Here is a 12,559-nt window from a genome sequence, read left to right on the forward strand (position 1 = left end):
TATTGGAAATTAACGGGAGTAATTCATGAAGCGAGAACTTACAGATCGCCAGAAGGTTGTTCTGCAAATTATCAAAGGCTGGATCGCCGATAACGGATGGCCACCAACCCGCGCAGAACTGGCAACTGCGCTTGGCTGCGCATCACCAAACGGCGCCGAAGAGCACCTGAAAGCATTGGTTCGCAAGGGTCAAATCATCATGGTGCCAAAGGTTAGTCGCGGCATTCAGCTTGTTGCCTAGCCCCACCCATACCGGTAGCGGTGAATACAGAGGAATGAATGATGAGTGAGTTGAAATTTACGCCGGGGCCGTATGAGCGTGACGGATCTTGCGTTTACAAGCTTAGCAAGGACGGCGTGAACATCTTCAGTGCAATAGTCGCGTCGGGCTACACGGATACAGGCGGTCGCACATCGGCTGATGAGTGCTATGCCGTGGCGCAGCTTATGGTGGCGGCGCCCGATCTGCTGGAAGCTCTAAAGAGTTACATGTTTGCAGTCGCACTCATGAATGAAGCCATGAAGGACGGTATCAACGTTCATGGCGCCATATCTGGATTGGTTGGTGCCGAAGATATGGCGAACTTCGCAATTCAGAAAGCCACCGCATAACCGCCCTATGGGCAAGAGTACCGATCTCTTCGAAAGAGGATGCATCGGAGTGTGATCTTCAATCCAGCGGGCGCAGCCTTCATGGCGACAAGAGCTCGTAGCGGAGCTCATCAGCTAAAACGCAAATGAGCGGGACGGTGTTAACTCCGTCCGCCAAGGCAGTCGTGGATAGCAGCCTTGGAATCCCCCGAATTGGCGATTGACCACAAGATCACACTCTCATGCGGACGCAAACCCAGCGCACGCTGGACACCTGCATACGACGGGAATCACTGCGAAGGTTCGTCGATAAAGCACAGGTAGTGTGACAGCCGGAATAGACGGCCCGATCACCTCGAAAGAGGCTGCATCGGAATGTCGGCGCCCCATGAAAAAAGCTGATCCAGGCCAACTGTTTGTATGCGAACGGGCGGACGTAGTTAGGCATCTTGGTCAGGACCGACATTCCAATGCAGCTTCGATAGGTAGCCACTGCCTGCCCAGTGAGCGAGCAATAGGAGATTTGATCATGGTCTAAGCCATTCACCGGCAGCCACCCAAATGTGAGCGAGCCAAGCATCAGCGCAGACCCGGTTTAGGCCGGGTTTTTATTGTCCCGAATCTACCCGCCAACCCTCCCCTTGCACCCAACGGCAGACAGCGAGCGGCTGAGGGCTGGACGAATGGATTTGGTAATCAATGAATGGAGAGAGTTATGAACGATCACGAAAGTGCTTACGCGGCAGGCAAGTTTATTGAGCAAGTAACTCAGGCCGCTTACGACATAAACGCCGCTTATACCCGCCCCTCAGCCGTGTATCACCCGGCCTTGAGCGTTGATGGCAATCAGTACTGCGCTCTATTCGGTGCTGATCTGCAATCCGGTGTAGCGGGCTTTGGTGATACGCCGGAAGCAGCAATGGCCGACTTCGACAAGGCATGGAGAGCGCCGCTTATCAATTCTCCAAGCGGACGTATTGCGCTGGAGAAGATCGCGGCAAGCAACCGGAATTCCTAACCGAATAACCGCCTATGGAGGCAGTCATGAACCATGCAATACAAATAGCTCAACAAGCGTATGACCATCGACTGCCGCCAGATACAGGAATACATAAGCGGGCAGTCGAGGCGTGGATTGCTGAGGCGGTCAGTCAGTTGATCATTGGCAATGACGTGGCTTTCAAGCGCCGACTGCGCCCTAAGCAGGGCGTCACCGTCGCCCAGTTCGAACTAGCCGTCGATGAGCACGTTAATGGGCGCCTAGCAGATCATAAGGTAACCACCTCAGCGCTCGGGCTCATGGTCCTGAATGCTCTCAGCGGCTATAAGACGCAGTCCCAGGCGGAAGAACTGATCGGCCATAGTGACCACCCATACGGTATGCGTGGACAGATCGCAGAGGCCCTTGTTCGCCATCTCGCTAAAGATGGCGTTATCGCCATGGCTGAGGGCAATGATCTGTGAGCGCTCACGAAATCGCAGTCGACGCCATCGAGGCAGCCATCCAGAACATTGCGACCGGCCAAGTACAGCCCAGTTGCACGGTAGCTGAAACGCTGGCCATCGCTTACCTATCCGTCTTCGCGATTACCGCGGACGAATTCAAACACTATTGCGAGCGGGTGCGCCGGATAAGCGACTTTCGCTCTGGAGTTTCAACATGACAACTTCGCCAGTGAAATCGCTCATTGATGAGCAGATTGAAGAAATCGAATTCGCAGGAAAGACCAAGGATATCGCACTGCGACTTGCTGAGCGCCAAGGCTTCACCGGCAATCCGTTCCGTTATGGCTGGGTAGCACCGGGCATCTGGCTTCTTCGTTATCAAGCCCGGCAAGATCAGCGCAACACCATCTAAGTCACCCAATAAACCCAATTATTTAAGGCTGCGGAATTCGCGGCGAGGATTTTCCGTGAGCTCACAAAACGTAGCGTCGGTTATTAACGAATCAACATTACATGTATTGCCGCATGCCGCTACCAGCACAAGCAGCTTGGTTCTTGATGGCGACAGTCTCGACAAGATGATGCGCCTGGCTGAGGTCATGGCTCTCGGCCGCGCAACTCTGCCAAAGCATTTCAACGGTAACTCGGCTGATTGCTTGGCCGTGGTTATGCAGGCCATGCAGTGGAAGATGAACCCTTTCGCTGTTGCGCAGAAGACACATCTGGTCAACGGCGTGCTTGGCTATGAAGCCCAGCTGGTAAATGCGGTCATCACTACTTGCGCTCCTACACTGGATCGACTGCATTACGAGTGGTACGGCGACTGGAGCAAGGTCATCGGCAAGTTCGTCATCAAGTCGGGAGACAAGGGCGAGTATCGCCAGCCCGGATGGAAGTTGGCCGACGAAGAGGGGTTGGGCGTCAAGGTCTGGGCGACCTTCAAAGGAGAGGATGAGCCAAGAGTGCTTGAGCTTCTTTTGGCGCAGGCCCGAACTCGCAACAGCACGCTATGGGCTGACGACCCCCGCCAGCAACTTGCCTATCTGGCTACCAAGCGCTGGTCTCGCCTGTATTGCCCTGACGTAATTCTTGGCGTCTATAGCCCTGACGAACTCGAAGACAGCACTCCGCTTATTCGAGACGTTTCGCCGAAGCGAGATGCAATCGCTGATTCGCTACCCGACTACCCGGACGAGAAGCTCGACGAGAACCTTCCGAAGTGGCGCAAGGCAATTGAAGAAGGCAAGTCATCGCCAGAGCACCTTATTGCCACGGTAAGCAGCAAATACACGCTCACCGCCGAACAAATCGACTCCATCAACCAACTGAAACCACTCGAAGGGGAAGCCGCATGATCATCCATAACGTAGCGCAGGGATCTGCCGAGTGGCACGCACTTCGGGCCAAGCACTTCACCGCCTCCGAAGCTCCAGCAATGAAGGGCGCCTCAAAATACCAAACACGTACCGAATTGTTGGCGCTGAAAAAGACCGGCATCAGCCCGGAAGTGACGCCATCGCAGCAATATATCTTCGATAAGGGCCACGCCTCGGAAGCGGCAGCGCGACCCATTGTCGAAGCGATGATCGGCGAAGAGCTTTACCCGGTCGTTGGTACTAAGGGCAACCTGCTGGCATCGATGGACGGCGCGACAATGCTGGGCGAAACACTGTTCGAGCATAAGCTCTGGAATGAATCGCTGGTCGCCCAGGTGAAGGCCGAAGACTTGGCGCCCCACTATTACTGGCAGCTTGAGCAGCAGCTACTGGTAAGCGGTGCCGAGCGAGTTATTTTTGTTTGCTCCGACGGCACCAGCGAAAACTTTGTGTCGATGGAATATCGGCCTGTTGCGGGCCGCGCAGAACAACTAGTCGCCGGATGGGCTCAGTTCGAAACTGATCTGGCTAACTTCGAAGCAGCAGAAGCGCCATCAATCGTTGTCGGCAAGGCGCCTGACGAGCTGCCAGCGCTGCGCATTGAATTGACCGGCATGGTTACCGCCAGCAACCTGAAAGTGTTCGAGCAATCAGCGCTAGCGGTTATCGATGCGGTAAAAACCACGCTTGCAACCGATCAAGACTTCGCAGACGCCAAGAAGGCCGTCAAGTGGTGTAGCGATGTCGAGGAAGCTGTAACGGCGGCCAAGAAGCAGGCTCTGTCGCAGACACAAACTATCGACGATCTGTTTGCCTCGCTCGACCGGATCAGCGCTCACGCCCGGGAAACTCGCCTGAAAGTCGACAAACTGGTTAAAGCTCAAGAGCTCCAGGTTAAGGTAAATATCAAGAACAAAGCCGAGCAAGCTCTGGCTGATCACGTAGCGGCGATCAACAAGACGCTGGGGCGAATCGTTCTGCCTGCCGTCACCTCCGACTTTAATGGCGCCATGAAGGGTAAGCGCACCATCGCAAGCCTGCAGGATGCAGTTGATACCGAGCTTTCCCGGGCGAAGATCGATGCAAGTCAGTCCGCTGATTGTATTCGCCTCAACCTGTCGAGCTTGGCCGAACTGGCGGCCGATTACGCCTTCTTGTTCAACGATATTCAGCAACTTGTGGTGAAAGCCAATGACGACCTGGTATCGCTGATCAAGGTTCGGATCAATGAGCATCAAAAGGCTGAAGAGGTTAAGGCTGAAGCTCTGCGGGAAGACATTAGGAAACAGGAACTGCAGCGCATTGCCGACGAGCAAGAATCTGAGCGTCTGGCAGCGATCAAGCCTGATCCGGTTGTAGTTGCTGAGCCGGTCAAGGTTGAGCCTGTAGCAGCAAGGCCCACCCCGGCACAAGCCGTTCAATCGAAGCCTGCCACCAAACCAGTGAGCTACCAAGCATCGGTAACCGACTTTGAGGCGCTAATAAAGGCCGTCGCATTTGGTCAGGCGCCTATCTCGGTCCTGATGATCGACTGGAATGCGCTTGATGCCATGGTCGCCGATCAAGGTTCTAACTTCAGTATGGCCGGGGTAATCCTGAATAAGGCGGCAGCATGACCGCCGAGCAAGTGGCTGACCTTCAGTTGCAGTTGAATAATGCGCTGGCTGGGGAGGTGAAGGCGCTGGAGGAACTGGCCGAGGCAAATGACGAGCTTGATACGAACATCCACAACAATATCGATTTAACGCTGAGCCTTGCAGCCTCCGAGCGGAGGAATGCGGAGCGTGAAGAATTGCTACTCAGGTGTATGCATGCATTCAACCATGTAGTTGGGTTTTCCGATCAAGTAACTCGGTCGGCATGGTATGAAAACTTCTTGAAGCCAGTCAGCGGGGCAATTCTGCTTTACCTGGCAAAAACCACGTCGGAGCCACCAGCCAAACCCTCCGAATCGGGAGCAAGCCATGAGTAATAAACTCGAAATCACGCGGGAGCTGGCGGATCGGTTAGCGGTTCCGATGCTGCGAACTCCCGAGTATCTGTTTGACCATCGTGATGCGCTGGATGAGCTGCGCGCCCTTCTCGCTAAGCCACAAATTGAGCGTAAGCCGTTTGGCTGGTGGCGTGTACCAAAGCGCTATCCCCTGCAAGGAGCTTTCTTCTCGTATGTGGAAGGGGAGTCAGAGCGCGACGTACAAAACTCGATTAACCACGAATTCGGCTTCAATGTTAAATGGCTCTACGATGAGCCTGTCGCCCAGCACCAGGGCGAGCCGGTAGCATTCAATCCATGCAACTGGACGGACCGGCAGGTTCTTGACTTCTTGGGTGTGGCGCTGCGCAATGTTGATCTTGTCGGTGAGGTGCGGCTGAGCGAGATACGTCAGGGCTTTGAGTGCATGCGTGATCGCCACCCAACCGAGCATTTGCGCGACGCCACGAAAATGGTCGAGCAGCCCGCGCCGGTTGCGGAGGACGCAGCCAAAGCCTTTGCCAAAGGGTTCAACACGCTGGAGCAAGCCGGAGGAAAGTACCGGATCAATATGCAGTTCGCCAACCGCGACGACGCATGGGCTGCATACGGCGCACTCGGCAAGCTAAGTAACACCCTCAACACCAAGTAACCCCTCCCCCAATTCAAAGTCAGCTGCTATAGCGGTAAGGACAGGTATTGCCCAATGGAAAACCAAATCACTGATCCGGAACCGAGCCTGGCAACCGGTCATGATCTCGACGCCGCGACGTGGGCCGACTTCGTCCAGCGCCTCAAGCACGACTGCGTCGGGGCTGGCGTGCGCGACCATCACACCGCCGCTGCCATTTTCACGGTACAGGCCAGGCGCATCGACACGGGCTACGACCTAGACTTCAATCCAGATCAAGCCTGCATCGTTGATCACGACGGAGGCGACATGTGGTTCAGCCCTGGCGAGTTCTATGAAGATGCTTACGAATGCCAGCAGGCATCTCTGAATGCATCTGCTCAAGAGCAAAGCGAGTGCGAGTTTGCTAGCCTGTGTGAAAGCGATCAGTGGGACATTCTTGAAGCTCTGGAAGACTACACCGTGACTGGATGGCAGGAGCGCTGGGAGATCATCAATAGCCACTTCACCAAGGATGCCGCCGAGGCGTTCATCCGGCGCAAGAAGCACGACTACGGCAAGATGCGCGTCTACGTCGAATCACAGTATTACGCCTGGGAGTTCGAAGCCATAAAGACGGCGATCCTCAACGGCACACTAGCCTACACGCCGAAGGTTACGCCGTGACCCTCCACGCCATCGCCTACGTGGCCTGGAGTATCTGCGCTGGGTAGCGGTAATGAGCTCCACCGCCAAGTAATACCCGCGAGCACCCCCTTCGCTTGCAGGAAACCCCAATTCAACTACCAGCCTGCCGGTGAATAGCGGGCGAGGCAAAGCTATGTCCACGATTGAGCAGCAAATGAACATTTTGATGGCCCCGCCAGAGCCCGCCATAGAGGTCCTGGCACTTGATCGCACTACGGTTGAAACGATCCTGATCGAGCTCGAGGAGAAAGATCCCGTCCGCCCCATCGTTACTTACCTGAGGGCGCGCCTGAGCGAGCCAAAGCTGGAGCTCTGGGCAATGTTCACTCCGGGGCCTTGCGAAACATATGCGTTTGCCAGCAAGGAGGATGCAGAGGAGGCGGCGAAGGATTTGATTGAGTCGGGCCGCACCATCAAGGCTCAGATGATTGCGCGAGGCGAGAATGTCGAGTTTTTTTACGACTGGAAGGCCGAGATCATCCCGTCCCCATGGGAGCCAGACGAGCACTTCGAAGAGATGGCGCTTGAGCAGCAGAGTGAGTGTAAGCGATTGCGCGCCTTGGCGATTGAGTACGGCGCCGAAAACGAAGCACTGCGCAAGGCTTTGGGCGGAATGCTTTTCGCCTTCGATGACGGCGTAGGTCGCGACTGGTCGGCTGAATTGCTCGATCACGCTCGCAAATTGTGCCCTGCGGCCGAATTCAAAGCCTAACCCCCTCACTACCTTCTGCCGCCACGCGCGGCATGGAGCAGTACGCGCATGTCTTCGAAAAAACCATTGATCTTGGATGACCTTGAATCATTTCAGGTCGATAAGATCCCTGAATCAAAGTTGGCCGAGCTGATCGGTACAACCTCCAGAGCGCTTGAGTACAAGCGGCTCACCGGAATCATCCCGCAAGGCGTCTGGGAGAAAGTTAACGGACGCATCATGTTCAGCTTGGAGCGATACAACGCATGGGCAGAAAATCAATGGGTCTCCCTGATGGCGTCGAGGCCCGTGGCAAAGCGGTCCGTATCCGTTTTACGTGGAACGGCCAGCGCAGAAGTGAGCCGACTCCCCATAAGCCGACCGCGAAAGGGCTCGCCTCGGCAGGCAGTCTCTGTGCTCGTGTAAAGGAAATGATCAAGCTGGGCGTCATGACTGATGATATGTACGCCCAGATGTTCCCGAACTCAAATTACAACCTGGACCGAAAGACCCCGACGTTCGGTGAGTTCTCGCAGACATGGCTTAATAGCCGGGACATCGTGAAGGAGACGCGCGACAACTACCTGACGATCCTGAATGGCGTGTGGATGCCTACTTTGTCGAGCAGGCGAATCGATGACATCACCTCGGCCGACATCCGCAAGATCGTAGCTTCTATCGAGTGGGATTCTCCGGGGATTCGCCGCAATGCGATGGACAAGTTGTCGAGCGTGCTGGCCACCGCCGTGATGGACGGCCACATGCCACGCAACCCGTGCAAGTCCATGCCGCGCGCGAAGCTCCCGAAGCGTCAGGTTGACCCCTTCGAGCGTGACGAGGCTGAACGGATTATTACCAGCATGTATGAAGCGCTTATTGGCCGTACGCGGATCTATGCAGCTTATTTTGAGTTTTGTTTTTTTACAGGCATGCGTCCAGGTGAAGTCCGGGCGCTGAAGTGGTCGGAGGTAAGCGAGGAGAAAAAGAGGGTTCACGTCTGCAGGCAGATCGTGAAAGGCCAGCTGGTCGAGCGAATCAAGACCAAGACTGTTCGGGATGTGTTGCTGAATGATCGAGCACTTCATGCGATCGAGGTGGCGCGCTCGATGGCTGGCGATGGTGCGGAGTTCGTGTTTACCACAGCAAAGGGACCTGGAAGCTGGATTGCATCCGACAGCACGACCAAGAAATATTTCATGGCAGCCCTATCCAGACTTAGCATTCGCCGTCGCCGTCAATATGACTGCCGCCATACCTACGCGACGATGTGCCTGATGGCGAACATGAACACAGCCTTTATTGCCAACCAGCTTGGTCACAGTGTACAAATGCTGCTCTCGACCTATGCGAAGTGGATCAACTCGACATCGGACTGGGCCGAGCTGAGCAAGCTATAAATGTCCACTTTGGCCCACTATTGGCCCACGGCAATTTCGAAACAGATAGAAACCCTTACAGATCAAAGGCGCTATTGGCAATACGCGACATTTGCTTATAACATCGCGCCTTTCCCTATTCGTCGCCCCGTGCGGCTTTCGCCGCAGGTCTCGCCCGTTTTCCTGATAAAACCCGGCTTTGAGTATCTGCGGTCTGTTGCAAAAAGGTAGTTAATGATGAGCGCAAGGCACTTTCTCTCGATGATGGATTACACGCCAGAAGAGCTAGTCAGCGTGATTCGTCGCGGCATAGAGCTGAAGGACCTGCGTAACCGCGGCGTACTCTTCGAGCCACTGAAAAACCGGGTTCTCGGCATGATTTTCGAGAAATCCTCGACGCGGACGCGTATTTCGTTCGAAGCAGGGATGATCCAGCTGGGCGGTCAGGCGATCTTTTTGTCGCCTCGCGACACCCAGCTGGGTCGAGGCGAACCGATCAGCGACTGCGCTAAAGTCATGTCGCGCATGGTCGATGCGGTGATGATCCGGACGTTCGCCCACAGCAACCTGACGGAGTTTGCCGCCAATTCCCGCGTGCCCGTGATCAACGGCCTTTCCGATGACCTGCACCCCTGCCAGCTGCTGGCAGACATGCAAACCTTTCTCGAACATCGCGGTTCGATTCAGGGCAAAACCGTGGCATGGATCGGCGATGGCAACAACATGTGTAACAGCTATATAGAAGCCGCGATCCAGTTCGATTTTCAGCTACGTGTCGCCTGCCCCGAAGGTTATGAGCCCAACGCCGAATTCCTCGCACTGGCCGGTGACAGGGTCAGCGTCGTTCGAGATCCTCGGCTAGCCGTGGCGGGAGCACACCTGGTCAGCACCGATGTCTGGACCTCTATGGGTCAGGAAGAGGAAACCGCCAAGCGACTGGCCTTGTTCGCCCCCTTCCAAGTGACGCGCGAGTTGCTTGATCTGGCCGCCGAAGACGTCCTGTTCATGCATTGTCTGCCCGCTCACCGTGGCGAAGAAATCAGCCTCGATCTGCTCGACGACCCTCGGGCTGTGGCCTGGGATCAAGCCGAAAATCGCCTGCACGCGCAAAAAGCACTGCTTGAGTTTCTGGTCGAGCCGGCCTACCACCACGCATGAGCCAGCCTTTACTGCTGAATCTGCGCAATCTGGCGTGTGGCTATCAGGATCAACGGGTGGTGCAGGACCTTAACCTGCACCTCAATACCGGCGATATCGGCTGTTTGTTGGGCTCCTCAGGGTGCGGCAAGACCACCACACTGCGAGCCATCGCCGGTTTTGAGCCGGTGTATGAAGGTGAAATCACGCTGGCTGGCGAAGTGATCTCGCGCCCAGGCTTCACCCTGGCGCCCGAGAAGCGCCGGATCGGCATGGTCTTTCAGGACTACGCGCTGTTCCCGCACTTGAGTGTCGCGGAAAACATCGGCTTCGGCATTCGCAAACACCCCCGCCTCAAGCAGGTCACCGACGAACTGCTCGAACTGGTCAACCTCGGCACGCTGGGCAAACGTTACCCGCATGAGTTGTCAGGCGGCCAACAACAGCGTGTCGCACTGGCTCGAGCCTTGGCACCGGAGCCTCAGCTGCTGTTACTGGATGAGCCGTTTTCCAACCTTGACGGTGAGCTGCGGCGGCGCCTCAGTCATGAAGTCCGCGAGATCCTCAAGGCACGTGGCACCAGCGCAATTCTGGTGACTCACGATCAGGAGGAAGCCTTTGCTGTCAGCGATCACGTCGGAGTCTTCAAAGAGGGACGCCTTGAGCAGTGGGATACGCCCTACAACCTCTATCACGAACCGCTGACCCCCTTCGTTGCCAGCTTTATCGGTAAGGGCTATTTCATTCGTGGGCAACTCGTCAGCCCGGAAGCAGTGCAGACCGAGCTGGGCCTGTTGCGTGGCAATCGCGCCTACATGTGGGCGATCGGTAGCGCCGTGGATGTGCTGCTAAGACCAGATGACATCGTCTACGCGCCAGACAGCACACTCAAGACGCACGTTGTGAGCAAGACCTTTCAAGGCGCCTCGACACTGTATCGACTGCAAATGCCAACAGGCAGCCAACTGGAAGCGATCTTCCCCAGCCACGTCGACTATCGCGCAGGTGACGAGGTCGGGATTCGTGTGGCGGCTGATCATCTGGTGCTGTTCCAGGCCGCCGGCAGTCTCAGGTATATCTAACGCCTCTATCGGGGCATCAACCGAGCAATAACTTCCCGCTCGCCACCAAGGTTGCATGCCCACCGATTTTGACCCGCCCTCCCTCCAGTCGACAGAACAGTTCGCCGCCACGGGCCGAGCATTGGTAGGCGGTCAACCCCTGCTTGCCAAGACGCTTCGACCAATAGGGGATCAAGCTGCAGTGGGTCGAGCCGGTCACCGGGTCTTCGGGGATACCGATGGCCGGTGCGAAGTAGCGGGAGACAAAATCATGCTGGGTGCCCATGGCCGTGACGATAACGCCTGGCCACGGTAAACGCGCCAGCGCGGCCATATCGGGCGTGCAGTCGCGCACCGCCTGTTCGGACTCCAGGACCACCAGCAACTCGGTCGAGCCCAACACATCGACGATATCGACGCCCAGCGCGCGCTGAAGCTCGACAGTTACCCCCACTTCGTGGGGCATCAGGGCCGGAAAGTCCAGCAACAACCGATCGTTTTCGCGGGTGACGCTCATGGCGCCGGACTTGCCAATAAAATCTATCCGCTCGACCGGCTCTTTGTAGACCTCGAACAACACGTAAGCGCTGGCCAGGGTGGCGTGACCACACAATGGGACTTCGGTGGCTGGAGTGAACCAGCGGATGTGCCAGCCCTGAGCTTCACGGACCAGAAACGCGGTTTCCGCCAGGTTGTGCTCGGCAGCAATCTGCTGCATCAACTCATCCGCCAGCCAGGCATCCAGTCGATAAACCATCGCCGGGTTGCCACTGAACGGGCGGTTACTGAAAGCGTCAACCTGGTGAAATTCAAGCTGCATGAGTGGGCCCATCCCTGACATTAGTTGCCCCAGCATGCGCGTCCGCCGGATGCACCGCCAGTCACAGAACGTGTCGTTATCGACAATACAGAGCGCTAGGCGCGACCAATCCCGGAAAATGTTGCCTGGGTGAGCCCGGCCAGTACGGCAGCCGAAAGCTCCACCTCCAGGCCTCGACGCCCGGCGCTGACGAAGAGAGTGGCGAAGGACTGTGCCGATTGATCGATGAAAGTACGCAATCTCTTCTTCTGCCCTAACGGGCTAATGCCGCCCAATAAATAGCCTGTGGCGCGCTGAGCAGCTGCGGGATCAGCCATTTCGACTTTTTTTGCCCCCGCTGCATGCGCCAGCGCTTTGAGATCAAGACTTCCGACGACCGGGACCACCGCCACCAGCAATTCGCCTTTTTCAGTAACCGCCAACAGGGTTTTGAACACCTGCGCAGGCTCCAGACCAAGCTTCTCAGCCGCCTCCAGACCATAAGAGGCCGCCTTCGGGTCGTGTTCATAACTGTGCACACGGTGATCTGCGCGAACTTTTTTCAACAAATCCAATGCGGGGGTCATGCAGCTCTCCGGGATGTCGCGGGACGTTGAGATCAAGACGCCTACTTTAGGACATCTCCAGCCAAAACACCTTATCGGCAGCGATATTCAAGCTATGTCGCCGTCATGGACGGTACCAAAAAAAATTTCAGGTCAGCAATAAGATGTTTCCTACATAGAAATGGGCAACGAACTAAAGACTGGCGGTCAGATTATGGCCTATGGT

The 12,559-nt window shown here is 56.1% G+C and carries 16 protein-coding genes and 1 pseudogene; 15 read left to right on the forward strand and 2 right to left on the reverse strand.

Going from position 1 to position 12,559, the window contains the following annotated elements; genetic code table 11:
- Nucleotides 1-25: 25 nt before the first annotated feature.
- The 15 genes and pseudogenes from QN399_RS01120 to QN399_RS01190 form a co-directional block, all read left to right on the forward strand.
- Nucleotides 26-232: pseudogene (locus tag QN399_RS01120) on the forward strand (repressor LexA); the annotation flags it as partial.
- A gap of 50 nt (nucleotides 233-282) precedes the next feature.
- Nucleotides 283-612, forward strand: a complete 330-nt coding sequence (locus QN399_RS01125; RefSeq protein WP_330200450.1) for a hypothetical protein — start codon at nucleotides 283-285, stop codon at nucleotides 610-612.
- A gap of 694 nt (nucleotides 613-1,306) precedes the next feature.
- Entirely contained in the window at nucleotides 1,307-1,609 is a 303-nt protein-coding gene (locus QN399_RS01130) for a hypothetical protein (protein WP_330200451.1), read from the forward strand.
- Nucleotides 1,610-1,635: 26 nt separating this feature from the next.
- Nucleotides 1,636-2,055, forward strand: coding sequence for a hypothetical protein (locus QN399_RS01135; RefSeq protein ID WP_330200452.1), 420 nt, complete (start codon nucleotides 1,636-1,638; stop codon nucleotides 2,053-2,055).
- Complete coding sequence (locus tag QN399_RS01140; RefSeq protein ID WP_330200453.1) at nucleotides 2,052-2,255, forward strand: hypothetical protein; 204 nt, start codon at nucleotides 2,052-2,054, stop codon at nucleotides 2,253-2,255. The genes QN399_RS01135 and QN399_RS01140 overlap by 4 nt, the downstream gene beginning before the upstream one ends.
- The gene (locus tag QN399_RS01145; protein ID WP_330200454.1) at nucleotides 2,252-2,449 is read left to right on the forward strand and encodes a hypothetical protein; all 198 of its coding nucleotides are present in this window, start codon (nucleotides 2,252-2,254) and stop codon (nucleotides 2,447-2,449) included. The genes QN399_RS01140 and QN399_RS01145 overlap by 4 nt, the downstream gene beginning before the upstream one ends.
- 55 nt (nucleotides 2,450-2,504) lie before the next feature.
- The gene (recT, locus tag QN399_RS01150; protein ID WP_330200455.1) at nucleotides 2,505-3,392 is read left to right on the forward strand and encodes a recombinase RecT; all 888 of its coding nucleotides are present in this window, start codon (nucleotides 2,505-2,507) and stop codon (nucleotides 3,390-3,392) included.
- Nucleotides 3,389-5,029 (forward strand): YqaJ viral recombinase family protein, encoded by a 1,641-nt coding sequence (locus QN399_RS01155; RefSeq protein WP_330200456.1) that lies wholly within the window; start codon nucleotides 3,389-3,391, stop codon nucleotides 5,027-5,029. Before recT ends, QN399_RS01155 begins: the two co-directional genes overlap by 4 nt.
- A complete protein-coding gene (locus tag QN399_RS01160) occupies nucleotides 5,026-5,385 on the forward strand; it encodes a hypothetical protein (protein ID WP_330200457.1) in 360 nt (119 codons plus the stop codon). Before QN399_RS01155 ends, QN399_RS01160 begins: the two co-directional genes overlap by 4 nt.
- Nucleotides 5,378-6,037: a hypothetical protein gene (locus QN399_RS01165; RefSeq protein WP_330200458.1), complete on the forward strand. Its 660-nt coding sequence runs from the start codon at nucleotides 5,378-5,380 to the stop codon at nucleotides 6,035-6,037. Before QN399_RS01160 ends, QN399_RS01165 begins: the two co-directional genes overlap by 8 nt.
- 54 nt (nucleotides 6,038-6,091) lie before the next feature.
- Nucleotides 6,092-6,682, forward strand: a complete 591-nt coding sequence (locus QN399_RS01170) for a hypothetical protein (protein WP_330200459.1) — start codon at nucleotides 6,092-6,094, stop codon at nucleotides 6,680-6,682.
- A 175-nt stretch (nucleotides 6,683-6,857) separates the two neighbouring features.
- The gene (locus QN399_RS01175; RefSeq protein WP_330200460.1) at nucleotides 6,858-7,415 is read left to right on the forward strand and encodes a hypothetical protein; all 558 of its coding nucleotides are present in this window, start codon (nucleotides 6,858-6,860) and stop codon (nucleotides 7,413-7,415) included.
- Between the two features lie 245 nt (nucleotides 7,416-7,660).
- Nucleotides 7,661-8,791: a tyrosine-type recombinase/integrase gene (locus QN399_RS01180; RefSeq protein WP_330200461.1), complete on the forward strand. Its 1,131-nt coding sequence runs from the start codon at nucleotides 7,661-7,663 to the stop codon at nucleotides 8,789-8,791.
- Between the two features lie 216 nt (nucleotides 8,792-9,007).
- A complete protein-coding gene (gene argF, locus QN399_RS01185) occupies nucleotides 9,008-9,928 on the forward strand; it encodes an ornithine carbamoyltransferase (RefSeq protein WP_322181438.1) in 921 nt (306 codons plus the stop codon).
- Nucleotides 9,925-10,989, forward strand: coding sequence for an ABC transporter ATP-binding protein (locus QN399_RS01190; RefSeq protein ID WP_322181440.1), 1,065 nt, complete (start codon nucleotides 9,925-9,927; stop codon nucleotides 10,987-10,989). Before argF ends, QN399_RS01190 begins: the two co-directional genes overlap by 4 nt.
- Before the next feature lie 16 nt (nucleotides 10,990-11,005).
- On the opposite strand, the gene QN399_RS01195 is transcribed toward QN399_RS01190, so the two are convergent.
- Together QN399_RS01195 and ybaK are read right to left on the reverse strand one after the other, a co-directional pair.
- Entirely contained in the window at nucleotides 11,006-11,788 is a 783-nt protein-coding gene (locus tag QN399_RS01195) for a PhzF family phenazine biosynthesis protein (protein ID WP_322181442.1), read from the reverse strand.
- A gap of 95 nt (nucleotides 11,789-11,883) precedes the next feature.
- A complete protein-coding gene (ybaK, locus tag QN399_RS01200; protein ID WP_322181444.1) occupies nucleotides 11,884-12,354 on the reverse strand; it encodes a Cys-tRNA(Pro) deacylase in 471 nt (156 codons plus the stop codon).
- Between the last annotated feature and the right edge of the window lie 205 nt (nucleotides 12,355-12,559).

Origin of the sequence: Pseudomonas sp. 10C3, from assembly GCF_036346185.1 — a bacterium.
Taxonomy (GTDB): Bacteria; Pseudomonadota; Gammaproteobacteria; order Pseudomonadales; family Pseudomonadaceae; genus Aquipseudomonas.

Coding starts and splice junctions, on each gene's coding strand:
- QN399_RS01125 (WP_330200450.1), top strand. CDS start 283: ATGAGTGAGTTGAAATTTACGCCGGGGCCGTATGAGCGTGACGGATCT.
- QN399_RS01130 (WP_330200451.1), top strand. CDS start 1,307: ATGAACGATCACGAAAGTGCTTACGCGGCAGGCAAGTTTATTGAGCAA.
- QN399_RS01135 (WP_330200452.1), top strand. CDS start 1,636: ATGAACCATGCAATACAAATAGCTCAACAAGCGTATGACCATCGACTG.
- QN399_RS01145 (WP_330200454.1), top strand. CDS start 2,252: ATGACAACTTCGCCAGTGAAATCGCTCATTGATGAGCAGATTGAAGAA.
- QN399_RS01155 (WP_330200456.1), top strand. CDS start 3,389: ATGATCATCCATAACGTAGCGCAGGGATCTGCCGAGTGGCACGCACTT.
- QN399_RS01160 (WP_330200457.1), top strand. CDS start 5,026: ATGACCGCCGAGCAAGTGGCTGACCTTCAGTTGCAGTTGAATAATGCG.
- QN399_RS01165 (WP_330200458.1), top strand. CDS start 5,378: ATGAGTAATAAACTCGAAATCACGCGGGAGCTGGCGGATCGGTTAGCG.
- QN399_RS01170 (WP_330200459.1), top strand. CDS start 6,092: ATGGAAAACCAAATCACTGATCCGGAACCGAGCCTGGCAACCGGTCAT.
- QN399_RS01175 (WP_330200460.1), top strand. CDS start 6,858: ATGAACATTTTGATGGCCCCGCCAGAGCCCGCCATAGAGGTCCTGGCA.
- QN399_RS01180 (WP_330200461.1), top strand. CDS start 7,661: ATGGGCAGAAAATCAATGGGTCTCCCTGATGGCGTCGAGGCCCGTGGC.
- argF (WP_322181438.1), top strand. CDS start 9,008: ATGAGCGCAAGGCACTTTCTCTCGATGATGGATTACACGCCAGAAGAG.
- QN399_RS01190 (WP_322181440.1), top strand. CDS start 9,925: ATGAGCCAGCCTTTACTGCTGAATCTGCGCAATCTGGCGTGTGGCTAT.
- QN399_RS01195 (WP_322181442.1), bottom strand. CDS start 11,788: ATGCAGCTTGAATTTCACCAGGTTGACGCTTTCAGTAACCGCCCGTTC.
- ybaK (WP_322181444.1), bottom strand. CDS start 12,354: ATGACCCCCGCATTGGATTTGTTGAAAAAAGTTCGCGCAGATCACCGT.